The sequence below is a fragment of the Rhodococcus sp. 06-418-5 genome (assembly GCF_002258285.1).
GTDB lineage: Bacteria > Actinomycetota > Actinomycetes > Mycobacteriales > Mycobacteriaceae > Rhodococcoides.
Window position 1 is genome coordinate 28,874 of sequence record NZ_NOYE01000031.1, and the last position, 20,160, is coordinate 49,033.

18 protein-coding genes, 1 pseudogene and 1 riboswitch are annotated in these 20,160 nt (G+C 66.4%); of the genes and pseudogenes, 3 read left to right on the top strand and 16 right to left on the bottom strand.

Going from position 1 to position 20,160, the window contains the following annotated elements:
• Window positions 1–121: 121 nt before the first annotated feature.
• Entirely contained in the window at window positions 122–1,453 is a 1,332-nt protein-coding gene (locus CH274_RS21440; RefSeq protein WP_094658875.1) for an aminotransferase class V-fold PLP-dependent enzyme, read from the bottom strand.
• 54 nt (window positions 1,454–1,507) lie between these two features.
• Window positions 1,508–1,623: riboswitch (SAM riboswitch) on the bottom strand.
• A gap of 212 nt (window positions 1,624–1,835) precedes the next feature.
• Between CH274_RS21440 and CH274_RS21445 the strand changes: the two genes are divergently transcribed.
• Complete coding sequence (locus CH274_RS21445; RefSeq protein WP_256993682.1) at window positions 1,836–5,780, top strand: Pls/PosA family non-ribosomal peptide synthetase; 3,945 nt, start codon at window positions 1,836–1,838, stop codon at window positions 5,778–5,780.
• Window positions 5,781–5,786: 6 nt separating this feature from the next.
• The gene (locus tag CH274_RS21450) at window positions 5,787–7,124 is read left to right on the top strand and encodes a M1 family metallopeptidase (protein ID WP_094658876.1); all 1,338 of its coding nucleotides are present in this window, start codon (window positions 5,787–5,789) and stop codon (window positions 7,122–7,124) included.
• Window positions 7,125–7,210: 86 nt separating this feature from the next.
• On the opposite strand, the gene CH274_RS21455 is transcribed toward CH274_RS21450, so the two are convergent.
• The 15 genes and pseudogenes from CH274_RS21455 to CH274_RS21520 form a co-directional block, all read right to left on the bottom strand.
• The gene (locus tag CH274_RS21455; RefSeq protein ID WP_094658877.1) at window positions 7,211–7,405 is read right to left on the bottom strand and encodes a hypothetical protein; all 195 of its coding nucleotides are present in this window, start codon (window positions 7,403–7,405) and stop codon (window positions 7,211–7,213) included.
• A gap of 59 nt (window positions 7,406–7,464) precedes the next feature.
• Window positions 7,465–8,085 carry a hypothetical protein gene (locus tag CH274_RS21460; protein WP_094658878.1) on the bottom strand — a complete coding sequence of 207 codons (621 nt, stop codon included), beginning with the start codon at window positions 8,083–8,085 and terminating at the stop codon, window positions 7,465–7,467.
• Between the two features lie 63 nt (window positions 8,086–8,148).
• Window positions 8,149–8,682, bottom strand: a complete 534-nt coding sequence (locus tag CH274_RS21465; protein ID WP_094658879.1) for a hypothetical protein — start codon at window positions 8,680–8,682, stop codon at window positions 8,149–8,151.
• 132 nt (window positions 8,683–8,814) lie between these two features.
• Window positions 8,815–10,065: an MFS transporter gene (locus CH274_RS21470; protein ID WP_094658880.1), complete on the bottom strand. Its 1,251-nt coding sequence runs from the start codon at window positions 10,063–10,065 to the stop codon at window positions 8,815–8,817.
• The gene (locus CH274_RS21475) at window positions 10,065–10,709 is read right to left on the bottom strand and encodes a GntR family transcriptional regulator (RefSeq protein ID WP_179275839.1); all 645 of its coding nucleotides are present in this window, start codon (window positions 10,707–10,709) and stop codon (window positions 10,065–10,067) included. Before CH274_RS21475 ends, CH274_RS21470 begins: the two co-directional genes overlap by 1 nt.
• Before the next feature lie 142 nt (window positions 10,710–10,851).
• Window positions 10,852–11,049 carry a hypothetical protein gene (locus tag CH274_RS21480; protein ID WP_094658882.1) on the bottom strand — a complete coding sequence of 66 codons (198 nt, stop codon included), beginning with the start codon at window positions 11,047–11,049 and terminating at the stop codon, window positions 10,852–10,854.
• Window positions 11,050–11,161: 112 nt separating this feature from the next.
• Complete coding sequence (locus CH274_RS21485; protein ID WP_094658883.1) at window positions 11,162–11,572, bottom strand: DUF2752 domain-containing protein; 411 nt, start codon at window positions 11,570–11,572, stop codon at window positions 11,162–11,164.
• A 19-nt stretch (window positions 11,573–11,591) separates the two neighbouring features.
• Entirely contained in the window at window positions 11,592–11,933 is a 342-nt protein-coding gene (locus CH274_RS21490) for a cupredoxin domain-containing protein (RefSeq protein WP_094658884.1), read from the bottom strand.
• A gap of 22 nt (window positions 11,934–11,955) precedes the next feature.
• The gene (locus CH274_RS29935) at window positions 11,956–12,432 is read right to left on the bottom strand and encodes a HEAT repeat domain-containing protein (protein WP_306436611.1); all 477 of its coding nucleotides are present in this window, start codon (window positions 12,430–12,432) and stop codon (window positions 11,956–11,958) included.
• A gap of 353 nt (window positions 12,433–12,785) precedes the next feature.
• Window positions 12,786–12,929 (bottom strand): annotated as a pseudogene (locus CH274_RS29940) (MerR family DNA-binding transcriptional regulator); the annotation flags it as partial.
• A gap of 9 nt (window positions 12,930–12,938) precedes the next feature.
• A complete protein-coding gene (locus CH274_RS21500) occupies window positions 12,939–13,583 on the bottom strand; it encodes a HEAT repeat domain-containing protein (protein WP_094658885.1) in 645 nt (214 codons plus the stop codon).
• Between the two features lie 34 nt (window positions 13,584–13,617).
• Window positions 13,618–15,675, bottom strand: coding sequence for an FUSC family protein (locus CH274_RS21505; protein ID WP_094658886.1), 2,058 nt, complete (start codon window positions 15,673–15,675; stop codon window positions 13,618–13,620).
• Window positions 15,676–15,696: 21 nt separating this feature from the next.
• A complete protein-coding gene (locus tag CH274_RS21510; protein ID WP_094658887.1) occupies window positions 15,697–16,989 on the bottom strand; it encodes a GAF domain-containing protein in 1,293 nt (430 codons plus the stop codon).
• Window positions 16,990–17,033: 44 nt separating this feature from the next.
• The gene (locus tag CH274_RS21515) at window positions 17,034–17,801 is read right to left on the bottom strand and encodes an acetoin reductase (protein ID WP_094646708.1); all 768 of its coding nucleotides are present in this window, start codon (window positions 17,799–17,801) and stop codon (window positions 17,034–17,036) included.
• Window positions 17,798–18,856, bottom strand: coding sequence for a 2,3-butanediol dehydrogenase (locus CH274_RS21520; protein WP_094658888.1), 1,059 nt, complete (start codon window positions 18,854–18,856; stop codon window positions 17,798–17,800). Before CH274_RS21520 ends, CH274_RS21515 begins: the two co-directional genes overlap by 4 nt.
• A 182-nt stretch (window positions 18,857–19,038) precedes the next feature.
• Between CH274_RS21520 and CH274_RS21525 the strand changes: the two genes are divergently transcribed.
• A complete protein-coding gene (locus CH274_RS21525; protein WP_094659121.1) occupies window positions 19,039–20,154 on the top strand; it encodes a hypothetical protein in 1,116 nt (371 codons plus the stop codon).
• Window positions 20,155–20,160: the final 6 nt, after the last annotated feature.

The following is a 20,160-nucleotide window of genomic DNA, read 5'->3' on the forward strand; positions in this document are numbered from 1 at the left end:
CATTCGGTCGGAGCGGAGCCGAACTCGAACACGACCCGGACGCAGTGCGGCACAGATCCACGTATCTGTTGCTCCAGTGACGGTTGCCCGTCCACACGACACTCACGGTCATGACGCCATGCTAACGGCCTGCGGGGCTGCACGGGGATCCAACCCCGGCGGCCCCGTCGGCCAGCTCGGGGAAGGGTCGCGGGTCGGGTACCGGGTTCCACCAGCCGGCGTCCTCCGCGTAGTGCCAGTTCGGTCCCGACTCGACCAGGGCGGCGAGAGCGTCGACGAGTCGGTCCACATCGGCCGACGAGCTGCCGAGGCCGATACTGGCTCGAACCGCTCCGGCCGCGTGCCCCAGCCGGCTCAGCAGGGGGTGTGCGCAGAACTTGCCGTCGCGCACGCCGATTCCGTGTTCGGCGGACAGGTACGCAGCCACCTCACCGGGATCGCGTCCGGCAACGGTGAACGTCACGATGCCCACACTGTCGGGCGCGTCGGCCCAGACCCGGAGCTGCTCGACGCCGTCCAGATCCGCCAGGCCGCGCCGCAGTCGGGACGACAATTCCTGCTCGTGCGCCTGCAGCTCGGCATCGTCGAATCCGGCGATTGCCTCGCAGGCCGCGGCGAGAGCCACAACGCCGAGGACGTTGGGCGTGCCCGCCTCGTGCCGCTGCGGTGCCGGAGCCCAGTCGGTGTTGTCGATGCTCACGCTGCGCACCGCGCCGCCGCCGGCCAGGTGCGGCTCACCGGCGTCGAGCCAATCACGTGTGCCCACAAGCACTCCCGCGCCGAACGGGGCGTAGAGCTTGTGCCCCGAGAACGCGAGATAGTCCACGCCGAGTGCGGCGATGTCGACCCGCCGATGCGGAACCAGCTGGGCGCCGTCCACCGCGATGCGTGCGCCGTGCCGGTGCGCCAGTGCTGCGAGTTCCGCGATGGGAAGTACCTCACCGGTGACGTTGGACGCGCCCGTGATCGCCAGTAGTGCAGCAGGTTTCGCGGCGAGCTCCACGTCGAGCCGCGTGATGGTCTCGGCGAGGGTCGACGCCGCCACCACCACTCGTCGATCGCGCCACGGGAGCAGGTTCGCGTGGTGTTCGATGTCGAGCACCACGGTATCGCCCGGCACGCAGGCGGCCAGCAGGTTCAGCGAGTCGGTGGTGTTCCGCGTGAACACCACCACCGAATCACTGTGCGCACCAACGAAATCAGCGACCGTCACCCGAGCCTTCTCGTACGCCGCCGTCGAGACCCGTGAGGCGTAGCCGGCACCCCGGTGCACGCTCGAGTAGAACGGCAGCAGTTCGGCGATCCGATCGGTCACCGCGTCCAGGGCCGGCGCGCTGGCGGCGTAATCGAAGTTCGCGTAAGTGCATGTGCCGCCGTGGACCAGCGGTACCTGCAGATCCGTGCCCGAAACAGGGGCAAAAGGAGCACAGGGGCGGGAGAGTACAGATGTCATGACAGATCAAGCCCTCACGTTCGAGGGACCCGCAACCGAAGGACGTGGTGAACGAGTCCGCGCTTGCCGCGCCGGTTTTCCGGCATCAGCCTGGTCGTCACCCGGAGCACCCCACCGCGGAGGAGGGTTGCCGACCAGCTAGCCGGGGCTTGATGCTGGTACTCGTGACCGTGGGAAAGACAATCGCAAACTCGCTGCCGTTTTGTCAAGCCGGGACTCGCCCCTGCGCCGCAGTAGGATTCCCGCGGTGGGAAGGCGCGCTCGTTCACCTGCTGGCAAACAGAACGTGAGATAACCAACGGCGCTGCTGCTCGCCAGCACCACAGAATCACTTGCCAACGCAGAGTTACTTGCAACGAACGAGAAGGACGCCCGGTTGTCTGTGCATCGAGAGAACGATCTGCCGGGTTCGAGCGCGGACACAGCACCTGCCCCGGCGGCGTTTCTTCGCTCGCCGCAGGCTCCACCCGCCCGGACGCTCATCGACATCCTCCGCGACACGGCACATCGCTTCCCCGACGCCCCCGCGATCGACGACGGTGCCGTGTCGGTCAGTTACTCCGAGTTGTTGGACGACATCGCCGAGGGCGCTCAGTGGCTCGCCAACGCCGGTGTCAGGCGCGGCGATCGCGTCGGAATCCGCATGCCGTCGGGTTCGTTCTCCCTCTACGTCGCGATCCTGTCGATCCTCGCGGTCGGTGCCGCCTACGTGCCGGTGGACGCGGACGACCCCGAGGAGAGGGCCGAGTTGGTCTTCGGCGAGGCGCAGGTGACGGCCATCGTCACCGCGGGCGGCATCGCGGCCGGTACTGCCCCCAAGCAGGACGTTCCTCAGCACGACCTCACCGAACACAATGCCGGACCGCCCACCCCGCAGGACGACGCGTGGGTCATCTTCACCTCGGGTTCGACGGGCACTCCCAAGGGCGTTGCCGTCAGTCATCGCAACGCGGCGGCGTTCGTCGACGCCGAGGCCCGCATGTTCCTGCAGAAGGATCCGCTCGGTCCGGGCGACCGAGTGCTGGCCGGACTGTCGGTGGCGTTCGACGCGTCGTGCGAGGAGATGTGGCTGGCGTGGCGGCACGGCGCGTGTCTGGTTCCCGCGCCCAGGTCTCTGGTGCGGTCCGGCTTCGACCTCGGCCCGTGGCTCGTCTCCCGCGACATCAGTGTCGTCTCGACGGTCCCGACGCTGGCGTCGCTGTGGCCCGCGGTGGCTCTGGAAGCGGTGCGGCTGCTCATCTTCGGCGGCGAAGCCTGCCCGCCGGAGTTGGCCGAGCGGCTCGCCGTCGAGGGCCGTGAGGTCTGGAACACCTACGGCCCCACCGAGGCGACGGTCGTCGCCTGTGCGGCGATCATGGACGGTAAGGGTCCGGTCCGGATCGGGCTCCCCCTCGACGGGTGGGACCTCGCTGTCGTCGACGGCTCCGGCACCCCGGTGCAGGTCGGCGAAGTCGGCGAGCTGGTCATCGGGGGCGTCGGACTCGCTCGGTATCTCGATCCGGCCAAGGACGCCGAGAAGTACGCGCCCATGCCGTCCCTCGGGTGGGAACGGGCGTATCGCAGCGGCGATCTGGTCAAGCTGGAGCTCGAAGGTCTGTTGTTCCAGGGTCGCGCCGACGACCAGGTCAAGCTCGGCGGTCGACGCATCGAGCTCGGCGAGATAGACAATGCGCTGCAAGCACTTCCGGGCGTCGGCGGTGCGGCGGCCGCCATCCGCAAGACGGCTGCCGGTAACTCGGTGCTCGTCGGATATCTCGCGAGCACCAACCCCGATTTCGATCTCGAAGCCGCTCGCGAGTTGCTCGCCGAACAGTTGCCTGCGGCGCTGGTTCCACGCCTGGCGTTGGTCGACGAGATGCCAACGCGTACCTCGGGCAAGGTCGACCGCAATGCGCTGCCGTGGCCCCTGCCCGGCATGGCGGGTGCCTCCTCGCTCGGCGGCACGGCGGGGTGGGTGGCCGAACTGTGGACCAACATCCTCGGCGCGCAGATCGCGGACGAGAACGCCGATTTCTTCGCCAACGGTGGCGGTTCGCTGTCGGCCGCGCAATTGGTGACGGCGCTGCGCGAGCGGTTCCCCGAAATCACCGTCGCGCAGCTCTACGACCACCCGCGGCTGGGTTCGCTGGCGCAGTATCTCGACGACCTGAAGCCGGTCGTCGAGGCCGTTCCCCGTGAGGTCGCACCGACCTCGCGCACCGCGCAATGGGCGCAGATCGCGGCAACGGTTCCGTTGACCACCCTGACCGGATTGCAGTGGGTCACCTGGCTCGGACTGCTGTTCAACGTCATGTCCTGGTTCGGCGACGTGCCCTGGGCTCCGACGCTGTCCTGGTGGTGGGTGCTCCTGGCATTCGTCCTGTTCATCACCCCGGTCGGCCGCATGGCTATCTCGGTGATCGGATCGCGCATCCTGTTGGCCGGGCTGAAACCGGGCGCGTACGAGCGCGGCGGGAGCATGCACATCAGGCTTTGGGCCGCAACGAGATTGACCGATGCCAGTGGTGCGTCGAACCTGTCGGGCGCACCGTGGATGGTCTACTACGCGCGCGCTCTCGGTGCCAAGATCGGCAAGGGCGTCGACCTGCACACCCTGCCGCCGGTCACCGGCTTGCTCGAGTTGGGTGACGGCTGCTCCATCGAGCCCGAGGTGGACCTGTCCGGTCACTGGATCGACGGCGATCTCGTCTACATCGGCGGCATCGAGATCGGTGCCGGTGCCACCGTCGGTGCCCGCTCGACGCTGCTGCCCGGCACCAAGGTCGGCAAGAACGCGGTCGTCACGGCAGGCTCCGCCGTCGTCGGACGCGTGAAGGCCGGCCAGATGTGGTCCGGTTCGCCGGCTCAGAAGGTCGGGAAGGCCGATCATCCGTGGCCCGCGGAAGCTCCACCACGCGCAACCCATTGGGTATTCGCCTACGGCGTCGCATCTCTGTTCCTGTCCGGCATGGCTTTGTTCTCGATCGGCGTCAGCCTGGTGCTGATGGGCTGGTGGATTCACACCGCCGACTCCGTGCTCGACGCCTTCGAGCGTGGTCTGGTGATGTTGCCCGTGGCGACGCTGGTGTCGTTGGCGGTGTTCGCGCTGATCACCGTCGTTGCGGTGCGGGTGCTCAGCATCGGCCTCGTCGGCGGCTACCACCCGGTGCGCAGCCGCATCGGTTGGCAGGTGTGGGCCACCGAGCGCCTGATGGACTCGGCGCGCACGTTCCTGTTCCCGCTCTACGCGTCGCTGTTGACGCCCCATTGGCTCCGGCTGCTCGGCGCGAAGATCGGCAAGGACGTCGAGGCGTCGACGGTGCTGATGATCCCCAAGTTCACCACGGTCGCCGACGGCGCATTCCTCGCCGACGACACCATGGTCGCCAGTTACGAACTCGGCGGCGGCTGGATGCATCTGGGCGATGCGAAGGTGGGCAAGCGAGCGTTCCTCGGCAATTCCGGCATGACCGGTCCCGGCCGAACCGTCCCGAAGAACGGTCTGGTCGCCGTGCTGTCCGCCACTCCGGACAAGGCGAAGTCCGGCTCGTCGTGGCTCGGCAGCCCGCCGGTGCGGCTACGTCGAGCCGCCGGTAGCGCGGACTCGTCACGCACGTTCGATCCGGCACTCGAGCTGAAGGTCGCCCGCTCGCTCGTCGAGACGTGTCGGTTGATTCCCGTCGTCGTGACGTTCGGCATCGGACTCGGAGTGTTGTTCGGGCTGACCGCCGTCGCCGACGCCGTCGGATATTGGTTGGCGGCACTGGTCAGTGGCCTCGTGCTGCTCGTCGCCGGTTTCGTGGCCGCTGCGGTGTCGGCGTTGGCGAAGTGGCTGTGGGTGGGCCGGATCGGCAAGACCGATCATCCGTTGTGGAGTTCGTTCGTCTGGCGCAACGAGGTGGCCGACACGTTCGTCGAGACCGTCGCCGCGCCGTGGTTCGCGCGCGCGGCCGAGGGCACTGCCGTGTTGAACATGTGGTTGCGATGGCTCGGTGCCGATATCGGCCGCGGAGTCTGGTGCGAGACGTACTGGCTTCCCGAGGCCGATCTGGTGACATTGGCCGACGGTGCGACCGTCAACCGAGGGTGCGTTGTGCAGACGCACCTGTTCCATGATCGGATCATGTCCATGGACACGGTCGATCTCGGTAGAGGCGCAACACTGGGACCACACTGTGTCGCGCTGCCGGCATCGGGAATCGGTGACGGCGCGACGGTGGGGCCTGCCTCCCTGGTGATGCGCGGTGATACGGTTCCCGCGCATACTCGTTGGCAGGGCAATCCGATCGCGCCCTGGGCCAAGGGGGATCCCTTCCCGCGCATCCGCGACGACCGAAACGAGGGGTGATCTTTCGTGCCAGACAGGCTGGTGGCACCGGTGTTCGACGTCGATGCCAGCGACAATCCGATCGATACATACCTTCCGCAGAACGGAAATCGGGGCTACCGCGTCTCGCGCTACGAACTCGATCTCGAATACAAGGTCGAGAGCAACCGGCTGACGGGCAAGGCGAAGATCACCGCGGTCACCACGGCGACGGTGTCGAAGTTCGCGTTCGATCTCGGCCCGGCGATGAACGTGTCGAAGGTGTCGGTCAACGGCTCGCGATCGGTGAAGTTCAGCCACCAGCGCGGCAAGCTGAAGATCACGCCCGCCAAGCCCATCGCGTCGGGCGCGGCACTGGTGGTGACGGTGTCGTACGGCGGAACCCCCAAGCCCATCAACGGTTTCTGGGGTGAGGTCGGCTGGGACGAGCTCACCGAAGGCTCGATCGTCGCCAGCCAGCCCAACGGGGCCGCGTCGTGGTTCCCGTGCGACGACCATCCGGTGTCCAAGGCGAGCTACGGCATCACCATCACCACCGATTCGCCGTACTACGCGGTGGCCAACGGAACGTTGGTGCGCAAGCAGACTCGCGCCAGCCGCACCACCTGGGTGTACGAGCAGCCCGAGCCGATGGCCAGTTACCTCGCGACCATTCAGATCGGTCCGTACGAGCATCGCATCGTCAGCCCGGGGCCGGTGCCGATGAAGGCCATCACTCCGCCGCGCCTGCGCGCGCAGTTCGATCACGACTTCGGTCGTCAACCGCAGATGATGGATACGTTCGTACGGCTCTACGGCCCTTACCCTTTCGCGTCGTACACCGTGGTGGTGACCGACGACGATCTCGAGATTCCGGTCGAGGCGCAGGGGCTGTCGATCTTCGGTGCCAATCACTGTTCCGGTTCCCGGTACTACGAGCGTCTGGTGGCACACGAGCTGGCGCACCAGTGGTTCGGCAACTCGCTGACCCTCGGCAAGTGGGCCGACATCTGGCTGCACGAGGGATTCGCCTGCTACTCCGAGTGGATCTGGGCCGAGAACTCCGGCGGCGCAACGGCTCACGACAAGGCCAAGCGGGCACACACCATTCAGCGCGGACTGGCCATGGACCTACAGCTCAGCGATCCCGGGCCCGCCCGCATCTTCGACGACCGCGTATACAAGCGCGGTGCACTGGCACTGCACGCCGTGCGGCGCACCATCGGCGACGAGCGCTTCTTCGGACTGATCCAGGAATGGACCTCCAAGTACCGCTACTCGACGGTCGCGACGGCGGACTTCACCGACCTCGCCTCCCGCTTCGGGTGCCCCCGAAGTCTGTGGGACGCATGGCTCGTGGACACGCAGCTGCCGTCGTTGCCGTAGTTCCAGCGTCGCCAATCGGCTCCCCGGTTTCGGATATTTGCCTGCAATCGAGGGCCGGAATCCAAGTCTGGGGAGCCGATTGCCCGCTAGACCCGGCGACGGCGCTTCTGCGCGTAACCGATGGTCAGGAAGCCCACCGACATCAGCGCGAAAAGATTGATCGGCGACGCGATGGCACGGCCGACACTCGCATCGAGTGCCACGACCTGAAACAGCACCCAGAACACGATGACGCCCAGCACGGCGAAAATCGGCCAGGGGCCGGAGTAGTTGTACTTCATGTCCGCTCCCGTCGTACGAGGTGGGTACCCGCTCCACGGTACCCACCGCATCGGCTGCGTCAGCGATACCCGAGCGACAGGGCGAGGCCTGCCGCGGTGTAGCCGTACATCGCCGACGTCGCCAGTGCCTGCAGCCAGAAACCTCTCGGGAACGACGCCGCCCAGCGTCCCTTGCCGTCCAATTGCAGATCGCAGGGGAAGTCGCTGATGGCCATGGCACACGACGGTTGCTTCGAGTGCGCGAGCACCACACCGGTGGTGAACGGCAATCCCCGAACGAACAGGTGCCCGCGCGCTTCCCCGGCCCGGTACCGAACCGTGGATTGAGTGACAACCCCTGTGTACCAACGTCGTTGGACGTTCCATCCCGTGGCGTGCGCGAGGCGAAGGTTACGGTCGCCGCGCAGAGCGGTGTCCACGCTCTCGACGTCGGCGATCACCCCCCACCGCAGCATCGACACCCACCAGGCAACCCGTCTGCAACGAAACACCAGCGCCCCGAGCAGAACGATCGCGAACACGTACGGCACCACCATCGGATATTCGGACCAGCAGGCCGCCGGCACGATCACGGCGATCAGGAACCAGTACGCCTCACGCCGGTTCCATACGGTTGCACCCGCGAGCGCCACCGTCGGAGGTACCCGATGCGGCGGGACCGTGCGCGAGGACTGCAGCATGATGCCGCTGATCCTAGAGCCGAACGGGTCGGCTCGCAGCGACCCGAGCGGATCGGACCTATGTCATGGCGCGGGAGTGACCTCGGGGGGAAGAGGCCGGGCAGTGTCGCTCAGCTCCCCCGGCTCGTAGACGTCGAACGGGGCGTCGACGGTCACAGTTCCGGCGCGCTCGAACTCGAAACTCACAGGGATCGATGTCCCCGGCGCAAGTTCTCCGTCGGTCAGCTCGAGGGTCACGGTGAACGGCCGGTCCGTTCCGTCGTCTCCACCGTCCGGATTCTCCACCGGCTGGCCGGCTGCGATGGACGTCTCGGGTTCGATGACGAGCTGGTTCGCGCCGGCGTCGATCGTCACCGAAGACGCGGCGGGAGAGGATATCTCGAGCAGACGATCGGTCCCTGCCCCGGCGGTGTTCACCGCCGTGAACTCCAGGTTTGCGTTGCCGTACTCCGAGGCGGAACCTGCGGACGTAGCACCGGTGAGCTCGGCCTGCAGCGTGACACTCTGCAGCTCGATGCTGCCTGCCTCCTCTGCTGCGCCGGTGTCCTGCGCGATGACCGGGTCGTTCGAGCAGCCGGCCAGCGCGCCGACGGTCACGCTGCGGCGAGTGCCGCAGTCATCGAACCGGAACCGACGGGGCGACGCCGACCGGCGCAAGCATGTCCGTTGATTTTCATGCGCGGTGCCTACCCCGAGCGTCACCGGACGAAACGGCGGTGGTACCGGCCCCTACGGCAAGTGAGCAGATGTCTTCGCCCGAACCACCAGGCCACACAGCGCCGCCATCACTGCGCCGAATCCGAAGATGATCGGATACGTGACCACCCCGGGCCAGGTCTCGGTGAGCGCCGACAGAACGGCAGGCACCGCGAAGCCCAGGTAGGTCAGCGAATAGAACACCGCGGTGAGGCCGGCGAGGTCATCGGGGCCCGCAATGCGTTGCACCTCTTGCAGACCCGAGACCAACGCCATGCCGTACCCACAGCCGAGGACCGCTGCCGCGATCAGCGCCGCAGCAATGGTGAGCACCGACGCCGCCCAGGCAGCAACGGCCATGCCGACCACCAGGAGAGTGAGTGCAACCAGTGCCCCTCGCGCGTTGGCCGGTGTGTCGATGCGACGCCCGACGGCCTGAATCGCGAAGCCGGAGCCGAGGGCGATCACGGCCATCGCAGCGGAGAGCGCGACGGGGTAGCCGCCACCGGGCTCGTCGGCCAGAGCATCCGCCATCAGTGACGGCAGCACCGCGTAGGCGACGCTCGCGGCACCGAACACCCATGGGGCCAAGGGCAATACGACGAACAGGAATCGGCGATGAGATGCGGACGGAATCCTCAGGTCGTCGAGCAGCCGCTTGTTCTTCGACGCTGATGTGGCAGCGCGTGTTTCGGGCACCGAGAGCATGCCGATACCGGCGGCGATGCAGATCAGCACGTGCACGCTGTAGGCGAGGTGCGTCGGCCAGGGCGCCCATTGTGCGAGCACGCCTGCGACTCCAGCACCGAGGGCGAAGCCGGCGGTCAGCGACATCGCGGCGCGGCGCGCTCCGGCACCGGGCTTGGCGGTGGAGTCGCGACTCGAGAGTTCCTTGACCCAGCTCCCGCCCACGGCCATACCGATTCCGAGCGCGATGCCGCTGAGCACACGGCCACCGAAGAGCATGTAGGCGTTGTCGGGTCCGAGTGCGATCAGAATGGACCCGGCCGCTGCAATTGCGGGGGCGGGCAACATGATCGGGCGTCGACCGAGCCGATCCGAGAGCGGACCGCAGATCAGCATCGCCGGGATGATGCCCAGGACGTAGGCGAACAGGAACGTATCGACCACAACGGCCGAGAAGCCATGATCGAGCCGATACATCACCAGCAACGGCGTGAACTCGTTGCCGCCCCATGCCACGGCGAACATGCCCGACGCGACCAGCAGCCAGCGTCGTGCAGTCAGCTCGAGGTCTCGATCGTTCGTGAGCGTTTCGCTCATCATGCTCCCCCTCTGTCCGGTCGTAGGCCGTGCACCCCGAGCATGTGTCGTTCGACGGCCTGCTCGAATCCGTCTGCGTCGCCGGCCTCGATCAGATCGGTGAGTCGGCGATGGTCGTCGACGATGCGCGAGATCTGACCCGGATCACGCGTCACCGAGGCTGCCGTCATCCGCCGCTGACGCTCGCGAAGTCCGTCGTAGAACGCGTCGAGCAACGGGTTGCCGCCGGCATGGACGACGGTGCGATGAAAGTCGGCGTCGACGGCACTGAATTGTGCGGCGGTCCCGTTCACGGCCAGCTGCTGTTGTAACTGCAGGTTCTCGCGCAGGGCGGCCACCACGGATTCACGGGCACTGGCGTCCGCGATGAACGCTCGGACGCTGCCCGATTCGACCAGCCTGCGCGCATCGACGACACTCTCGGCTTCACCCACCGCGATCGGCACCACCAGTGCCCCACGCTTGGGATACAGGCGCATCCATCCTTCGACCTGAAGCCGCAGAAATGCCTCGCGTACGGGAGTGCGACTGATCTCGAGGCGCGACGCGATCTCGCCCTCACTGACGAGCTCACCGCCGGGAAGCTCCCCCGAGACAATGAGCTCCTTGACCGTCGCATACGCCGTATCGGCGGCAGATCTCATCTCGGACACAACATAGATACTAGATGCACCTCAACTGTGCACCAATTTCGACCACCCCAAAAGTCCACTCAACGTGACATCGACCGTCGAAAAGGCCACTGAACGTCACATTGACTCCCCAAGGGCGGCGGGGCGGGGTCGGTCAGGGCACCCAGTGCCGTGCGGCGATGTCGTCGATGATCGGATCCCCGTCCTGTGCCGCGTCGAGTGCGTCGAGGTCGTCGCGCAGGGCGTTCAACCGTGGGTCGTCTCCCTCGGCCTGTTCGGCGGCGGTGCCTCCGTCGTCGGCGAGTTGTGCGAGGAGTTTCGCGCGGACGCGATCCCGCAGAGAGTCGCTCATTCGTCGTCACCTTTCTTGAACACGCGGCGGGCCGTGGGGATGAGCGCGATGAGCACGCCCAGCAGCACGATGATCGAGAAGATTTCCAGCAGCACAGCTACTCCTAGTTGTGTCAGGTCGGGGCGATCGCGGTGCCCCACGGGGTGTTGCGCACCACGGTGAAGACGGCCAGAAGGGCGAGCACCACAGCGGCGGCCAGCCGAGTCGGGCCAGGCAACGTCAGAGGTATCTGCATCCAGCGAGCCCTGAGCCACAGGCCCCACAGTCCGACGGCCACGACGACGCACATCACCGCAACGACATTGCTCGACGCGGCCGCGGCGACGTCTCCGCGAGTGAGGTCACCGAGCGCCCTGGTCGTGCCGCATCCGGGGCACCATAGTCCGGTCAGAGCGTGGAACGGGCACGGCAGATACGTGGATGTGCGGGGGTCGCGAACGTGAAGCAGTACTGCCACACCGATGGCGGCAGCGGCCACACCGAGGGGTGCGACGATGCTGCGTCCTCGGGTCGGTGCCGTCATGCCCCTGAGCCTAGGAGTTTCAGGGCTCGACGACGATGGATGCCGTCATGTCCGGATGCGGAGTGCAGTGGTACGTGAAGGTTCCCGCGGTGTCGAAGGTGTGCGTGAACTGTCCGGTTTCCATGATCTGACTGCGAAACGAGTTGTCGTCGGCGACGACGTTGTGGGCCATGCCGCGGTCGGCGAACACCCAGGTGACGGTGTCTCCCACCGAAATCGTCAGTGTCTTCGGCGAGTACATCCGATCGGCGACGGTCACCTGGTTCTCGGCAACGGATTCGGCAGGTGCGGCGGGGGTGGTTGCGGTGGAGCACGCTGTCAACGTGATCGTCAGGACTGCGAGGAGTCCGAAAGCCTTCATACCGTCGACGGTACCCAAAGGGTCATTCCCGTCGGCCGAGGACGTATTCGGCCGTCAGCGCGATCGAGCGGTCGGTGTCTCGGGTCAGCTCCCGCAGGGCGCGCGAGGCTGCCTTCCCCGGAATACTCGCCAGTGCCTGGGTCACTCGCAGCCGCGTCGACGCATCACTCGGCCCGTCCATCAGTGCCGCCACGATCGAGTCTGCGGGTCCCAGCGTGCCCAGGGCATCGGCGGCGTCCACGTCGTTGGTGCCCTCGATGACCATCTCGATCAGCGTTGGGATCGCGTCGGCCACCCCGCGCGCACCGAGTTCCAGCGCCGCGATCCACCGGACCTGGTCGTCGTCGTGAGTGAGCGCCTCTCGCAGCACGTCGGTGGCGTCGGGGTGAGCGATCTCGACGACGGTGTCCACCGCGCGGCGTCGAATCTGGGGGTCCGGTGAACCGAGACCGTGCCGGAGCACTTCGAGAGAATCGCCGCCGACTGCGCGAGTGCCCATCGAAGTGCCCCCGCGACGTTGGGCGCGGGCTCACGCAGCACGGCTTCGGCCAACGCGTCCGCCGGGATGGGCCGATCGCCGACCGAGGCCAGCGCCGCTGCCTGTCGGGTCCCAGCACTGACCGACTGCAGGTCACCGAGCAGCGCGACGGTTCCCAGTACGTCTTCCCAGTCCTCCGGCCGCGCGTCGCCGATTCGACGCAACCGCGTGAGCAACTCGGTATCGCGCGCGATTCGCTCCTCGGCTCGGGCGGCGAGCTCGTCGACGAGTCCGGAGGCCGCGAAACTCGGGTCGTCGAGGGCGCGACCGACGTCGCTCAGCGACAACCCGAGCGAACGCAGCGACTCGACGTGGAACAGGCGTCGAACATCCTCCGGCGCGTATTCGCGGTAACCGGTGCTGCTGCGCGAGGTGGGGCACACGAGCCCCAACCGGTCGTAGTGCCGGAGCATGCGCGCACTGACGCCCGACCGCTGCGCCACCTCACCGATCAACATCGCTCCATCTCACCCCGCCGTGTCGTCTACGCCAAGGGCATCGATGCGCTTGGCCTCGAACACTGCGAACCCCGCATCCGGGTCTCGGAGCAGCGCCTCGGTGGCCAGTGCGTGGGCACGAACCGAATCATTCGTGCTCGACGCGGCCCGGCGCACCATCGGTTCGATCACCGATCCGAGCGCAACCAGCGCACGGCTCAGGCTTCGCTGAACGTCGTACCCGCCTCGACCGAGTTGGGTGCCCAGCATCGCGGCCAACTGCCCTTCACCACCGATCGGCAGCAGGACCACCGCGGCACGCCATGCGCTTCGTGCCACCTCGTCGTCGGGGTCGGAGATCAGATCCTCGGTGATCACCGGCCATGCCGACGGGTCCTCGATCTTGGACAACGTGTGCAGCGCCTGGCTGCGAGCCAGAGCTCCACCGGATCGCACCTGATCGATCAGCCGCGGAACCGTCAGCGACGCGGGATGGCGAATCAGGGCCCAGGTCAACATCTCCCGCACCTGAAAATCGGGTTCGACGGCGCACCGCTGCACCAGGGCGTCCAGAAATTGCGGATCCGGTGTCGTACCGATGTCGAGCGCGGCCCGCAGCCGGGCCGACGGATTGCTGTGCTGAAGTGCCCCACCTACGAGATTCATCGAGTTCATGACGGTCAGCCAAGACCTTGTCACGGTGTGAAGGTCAAGCCCGACTCAACACATCGGCGAGTGTTCGGTTCATCGTGTTCAGTGCCCGCACCGCGCCGCGCAGCGGACCGGGCGCGTTGGTGGAGGTGAGCAGTACATCCAATACCGTTGTCTCGGTGATTTTCTCGGGCGGGTCGACGTGATCCCCGGCGACAACTGCCTCCACCTGGCGTGCGGTCTCGCTAACCAGGGCCGCGGCGTCGCGTAGAGCTCCGGCGGTCTCTGCCGAGGGTGCCGTGTCCGGGTCGGCACGCGAGGCCAGCACACCGGCCCGGGCCAGTGCGTGCGCTGACCGACCGCTGACGGCCAGCACCCGCAACAGTCGCTTCGCGCCGCGTCTGCTGCGGGTCGTCGGCCCGAGTACCAGCGGCTTACCTGACGTCAGAACGTCTTTGAGGGCGTTGTCGAGTGTGCGCGTCGACGCCACCAGGTCGGTTGCACCTCCCGGCGCGAGAACGGATTCGACACTGGACTCGATCAACGCATCCAATTGCTCGAGGTAGCTGTCGACGTTGCTCACCAGTGTCTTTCGGGTGCTGGTCGAGAAGATGAAGTAGGCCGACGCCATTCCGACGGCACCACCGACAGCAGTCTCGACGATGCGAAGCTCGAGCACCTCGATACTGAACGTGCCCAGCAACCCGTAGAGCATCGCGAGCAGGATGGTCACGAAGAACGACAGCAGCGCATACGCGACCGTCACCAGGTAGAACGCGAAGAAGACGCAGACCACGATCAGCACCAGTTGCACGGGCTGGTTGCTGCCCACCAACGCGGCGATCACCACCCCGGCGAGCACGCCCGCAATCGTTCCGAGAACGCGTTGGCCTGCCCGCGTGAGGATTTCACCCCGAGTCGACGCCCCCGTGAACACCAGAAAGGCCGTCAGCACCGCCCAGTACCAGCGGTCGGGAGAGACGAGTTCGCCCAGTACCGTTGCGGCACTCGTGGCGACGGCTACCTGAACGGCGGCCTTGGTGCTGGGATGCAGACCACTCGGGGTGTCCTCGGCCGCGGGTTCGGACGGGCCGATATCGGGGGCCGTCGACGCCGAGACGGCGTTGGTGGTGATGTGATGAATGGCTATGTGCGCCTGGACGGCTCGCTGCGCGGACACCGTCGCGATTCCGGCGGGGGTGGACGGATCGGCCCGCTCGGCCGCTGCAGCCGCCAACCGTCGAGCGGCCCGCAGCTGCTCCGAGGACGGCGTGTTCTGCAGACACGATCCGAGCGCGGTGGTCGCCTGCCCCAGGGCCGTCGGCCACGGCTTGGTGGGATCGAGAGCCCACAGTGAGCTGACGAGTTGCTCGGTCGCGATCTGGGCGTCGAACACTCGGAGCGACAGATCGGCGCTGGTGACGCTGAGCAGCTGTCCGGCATTGTGTCGGTCGAGCCAGTCGTCGATCATCAGTGCGGTGTTGCCGAGCCGGTCGAGTCTGCGGCGCACCAGGTTCAGGTCGCGGCTCTGCCCTGCCGAGGCCGCCTCGAGCACCGAGGCCGATACCGCTCGCATCGCGAACAGCAACCGGCGCACCTCCACGACCGGCCGGTCCGGGAAGACGACGGCCCGCACGAACAGGGCGATCAGCAAGCCGCCGAGGATGGCCGCGATCAACATCGGCAGTTGCTCCGGTGTCGCGCGCAGGAACAGTGCGAAGAAGTACGAAATGAACGACACCATCCCCAACGCCGTACCGCGAGGGCCGAATCTGCGCACCCACACCGCCGTGAAGAGGACCGCGATGAATCCGACGTCGGCCACCTTGCCGAGTTCGGAGAGCAACGCCGCCAACGTCACTGCCGCCGACGCAGGCAATGCCATCAGCGCGGTGGTGATCAGCCGACTGCGTTGATCTCTGTCCTTCACCGCCGCCGACGCCTGCATCGCCACGACGGTTCCGAGCATCGCCACCGTCACCGGTTGGCCGATGGCGCGTGTGGTCAGCACCAGCGTCACCATCGCCAACAGCACCGTCAGCGTCGTAGCCGATGCACTGCGCAGCCGTACCTGCCCGGGGTCCGAGGCGTCGAGGATCCGGGCGAGGCGCTTCATTCCCCGATTCTGCGCTACGGCTCAGCCCCGTGCCGCCCGGATCGCAGGAGCGGACGAATGCGGGAGCAACCGACTCATCTCCGACGGCATGATCACCTCCACGGTCGCCGATTCGTCCAACCGATACGGCTGCGTGGAGATGATGCCGGCGAGGTGTTTGCGCAGCCGCGACATCTCGGCCCGCACCGTGATCGCGCGGCCGTCGTCGCCGAAGAGATCGGCCGCCATCTGTGAGGCGGTACGTCCTTGGCGATGGGTGGCGAGCAGGTACATGATTTCGGCGTGCCGGGGTGTCGGTTCGTGTGTCCACTCCCCCACCTCGCTGCGCACTTCGATGCGAGGCTTCTGCGAATTGCGCAGGTCGATACGGATTCTCGTCGATCCGATGTCGGCGACGCCGGAATCCATCGTGCTGGTGGGTCGGACGAGCCATCCACCGGGCAGGGGTTCGAAGTCGCACACGCCCAGGGTCGGCAGCCAGAAGCGTCCGGTCGCGAGGTCCTCGGGCAGCAGGATGCGATTGCGCAGCGCCACCGATTCGACGGCCGCGACCCAGCCGTTCGCGTCGACGGCCAGGGCCGGGGATTGCAGTCGCGCGAGCATCGGTGCGGCCACCGACCGCAGTCGATCGAGTGTGCTCCGATGCAGTTCTCGCAGTTGGGATTCGGCCAATCGTGCGACGGCGTCGACCAGCGCGATGGTGGTGGGGTGCACCGTCTTGGCCGGCCCGCTGACGTCGATCGCGCCCAGCACCTGACCGGTTCGCGGATCACGGATCGGCGCGCCGGCGCAGGTCCACGAATGATGGCTGCGCACATAGTGTTCGGCCGAGAAGATCTGGACCGCGCGGCGTGAGACCAGGGCAGTTCCGATGGCGTTGGTACCCACCGAATCCTCGGCCCAGTTCGCGCCCTCCACGAAGCCGAGGTCGTCGGCCCGGTCCAGCACCGAGGTCGATCCGCTGCGCCACAACACCCTGCCGTGCCGATCGGCGACCACGAGAATGTTGTCGCCGTCCTGCACCACCGACTCCAGTCCGCGCGCCAGGTCGTCGAGGATGTCGAACAATCCCGATTCTCGACGGCTGAGCTCGAGGTCGGAGACGTCCATCTGCGTCTCGGCGGGGTTACCCAACTCCGGATCGATACCCAGGGTCTGCAACCGCCGCCACGAGTCCCCGATGACCTCACGGGGCCGTGCGGGCGACTTGCCGCCGGTCATGGTCGCGTCGTACACGGCCGTGAGAATCTGCGCGTAGCGGCGCGGGTCTTCGCCGGCCGCCAGCGCAGGTTCGGGGCCTGTCGACTGCGTCATCACAGCCAATTGTGCTCCAGCTCACAAATCGGAATGAACGGGGGTCACCGATAGACCAGACCACCGTCGATCAACGGTGCCTGGCCCGTCATGTAGTCCGAGTCGGGCCCAGCGAGATACGAGACGAACGCTGCGACGTCCTCGGGCGTCTGCGCGCGACCTAGGGCGATACCGCCGACGAATTTGTCGTACGTCTCGCCTTCGGCGGCACCGGTCAACTCGGCGAATCGCTTGTCGATGGTGACCCACATGTCGGTTCCGACCACACCGGGGCAGTACGCGTTGACGGTGATTCCCTCGGCGGCATATTCCTTCGCCGCTGCCTGGGTCAGGGCACGTACCGCGAATTTCGTTGCGCTGTAGACCCCGAGCATCGCGAACCCGTCGTGACCGGCGATCGAGGACGCGTTGATGATCTTGCCCTTCCGGCCGAGAACCTTGAATTTCGCTGCGGCAGCTTGGATTCCCCACAGCACGCCGTCGACGTTGACGGCCCAGATCTTCGCGACGTCCTCGGGGCGCACATCGTCGAGTGGGGCGACCTGCGCGATGCCCGCGTTGTTGACGATCACGTCGAAGCCGCCGAGTGCCTCGTTGGTGTGTTCGACGGCGGCGAACACCTGATCGCGATCGCTGACATCGGCCACGAATGTCGTTGCTTTCGAGCCTGTTCGACGCACCTCGTCGGCCACGTCTGCAATCTTGTCCTCGTTCAGGTCGGCCAGCGCGATGTCGTGGCCGTCGTTCGCCAACCGCAACGCGATGGCCCGGCCGATGCCCTGCCCGGCGCCCGTCACCAACACCGCGCTCATGACGCTGCTCCGGTGGAGGGGTCGACCAGGACCTTCATCTTGGTGCCCGCATGCAGCGCCTCGAATCCGTCGTCGATGACGCCGTCGAGCGTGATCTTGTCCACCCACCCCGTCGTGTCGTAGTGGCCCTGGCTCATCAGGTCGATGACGGCCTCGTAGTCGGCGGCGGTGTAGCAGAGCGAGCCCTGAATCCGAGATTCGTTCATCACCAGCTTCTGCAGCGGTGTGGTCAAAGGCTTTTCGTAGATCGCGACGCTGACCAGCGGCTTACGCGCACCGATGCATCCGAGCGCGGTCTCGACGGCGGGTTGCACGCCTGCCGCGTCGTAGATGGCGTCGGCCCCGTTGCCGTCGGTGAGGTCGGCGATGAACGCGGGGACGTCGACGGCCGTCGGATCGAGTGTCTTCGCACCGAGTGCTTCGATCGATGCTCGACGCGTCGGCGAGGGCTCGACGACGTAGACGTTGCCCAGTCCCTTGCCGCGCAGTGCGAACCACAGTCCGATGCCGATGGGGCCGGCTCCGAACACCATCGCGGTGTCCTCGGGCTTCGGATCTCCCAGTGTCGCAGCGTGATAGGCAACCGACATCGGTTCGACGAGGGCTCCGAGTTCGAGCGAGACGTTGTCGGGCAAGGCGTGGATCATGTCGGTCGGTACCACGGTGTATTCGGCCATTCCGCCGTCGGACATCAGTCCGTGGAAACCGATCTGCGCGCAGATGTTGTAGTTGCCGGCCCGGCACGGTCCGCAGTGGCCGCAGCGGTACAGCGGCTCGATGGCCACGCGGTCGCCCACCGCGATGCCGGTCACGCCCTTCCCGAGCTCGGTGACCGTTCCCGAGAACTCGTGGCCCAGCACCAGCGGCATCTCCTGTCCGGTCAGCGGATGCGGCGAGGTGGGGATGAAGATGGGGCCTGCGTAGTACTCGTGCAGGTCGGTTCCGCAGATTCCGTTGAACCCGACCTTGACCTTGACCTGGCCTTCACCGGGACTGGGCTCGGGAACGTCGGTGATCTCCACCTTGTTGGGTCCGTAATACACAGCTGCGCGCATCGGTTCTCACTCCTGACTGGATCGGATATGCACACAGGTCTATGTGACCCGGAGCACAAGCGCCAGGGTTGCAGCGCGTTGCAGTGCCGCGGCCGAGCTGCAACCTGCCGCAACCCTGACGCGCGGTTGTGATCGAGCTCATAGTGACGGCGACACTGTCGCCTCACGGAAACGAGCACCACATGACCGCAACCGCAGATCGACCTGTGAGCAAGCCGAAAATCGATACCCCACAGGGCAACTGGCTCCTGTTCGGAATCGCCAACCTCGCCGTCGTACTCGTCGTTTCTCTGGCGACCTGGTATCTGCTGGCCGACCCCACCACCAGCCCGTGGAACTTCTATCCCCTCCCGTTCAACGCGGCGCTGTTCTGGGCAATTCTGTTCATCGTGTTCATCGGATTCGATTGCGAGTTCGCCGGTTTCGACTCCCTGAAGCAACCGATGCGCGGGCTCGCCATCCTCGTCTCCACGGGCGTCTTCGCCGTTGCGGTCACCTGGATCCTCGGCAACGGGCTCGGTGCGCTGTATCCGGATTTCGCCGGCTCTCGTGCGGGCGGACTGGGATATTTCGCTGGTGCTCTGTTCGTACTCTTCGGATTCGGTACCTGGGTGATGGTGGTCCTCAACTGGCAGCACTGGCCGTGGACCGTACTGCGCATGAAGCAACCGCTGATCGGGCTGTGCGAGATCGCCTTCGTCGCCGTCCCGACTCTCGCGTTGTACTTCGTGTTCGGATTGCCCTCGGTCTCGCTCTCGGCCACAGATCCTGTGATGTCCGTCGACACTGCCCTGGGTTGGTTCTATTCGATCGTCGTCTCGGTGATCCTCACCGGCCAGACCCTCGACAACTGGCCGTGGAAACTGGCAGGCGGCGGCGGACGTACCGCACTGGCGGCAACGGTCGGCAACGCCGTTCTCGGTACGGCGATCTACTTCCTGATGGTTCCACTGGCGAAGCTGCTCGTCGGGTCCGATGCCACGGCCGAACTCGGCTCCGTGATCAACCAGTTCCCGGCGCAGATCGGCGTGTGCTGGGCGTTCTGGATGATTTTCTGGGCCAACGGCTTCGGTAACCGCTTTCCCCCGGCGGGGCGCGCGATGCTGACATTCGCCCTGGCCATCGGCACGTTCCTGGCCTACTACTTCGTCCTTGCCGAGCACATCCTGCACGAGCCCGCGGTTGCCGCCGGTATCTCCGGGAACGCGCTGGGGTTCGTCGACTGGCTGGTGCTGTGGACGTTGCTCTACGTCGTCGGATTCCAGTCGTTGGGGTTGAAAAAGCTGTCGGCCGGCTGAGTTCGA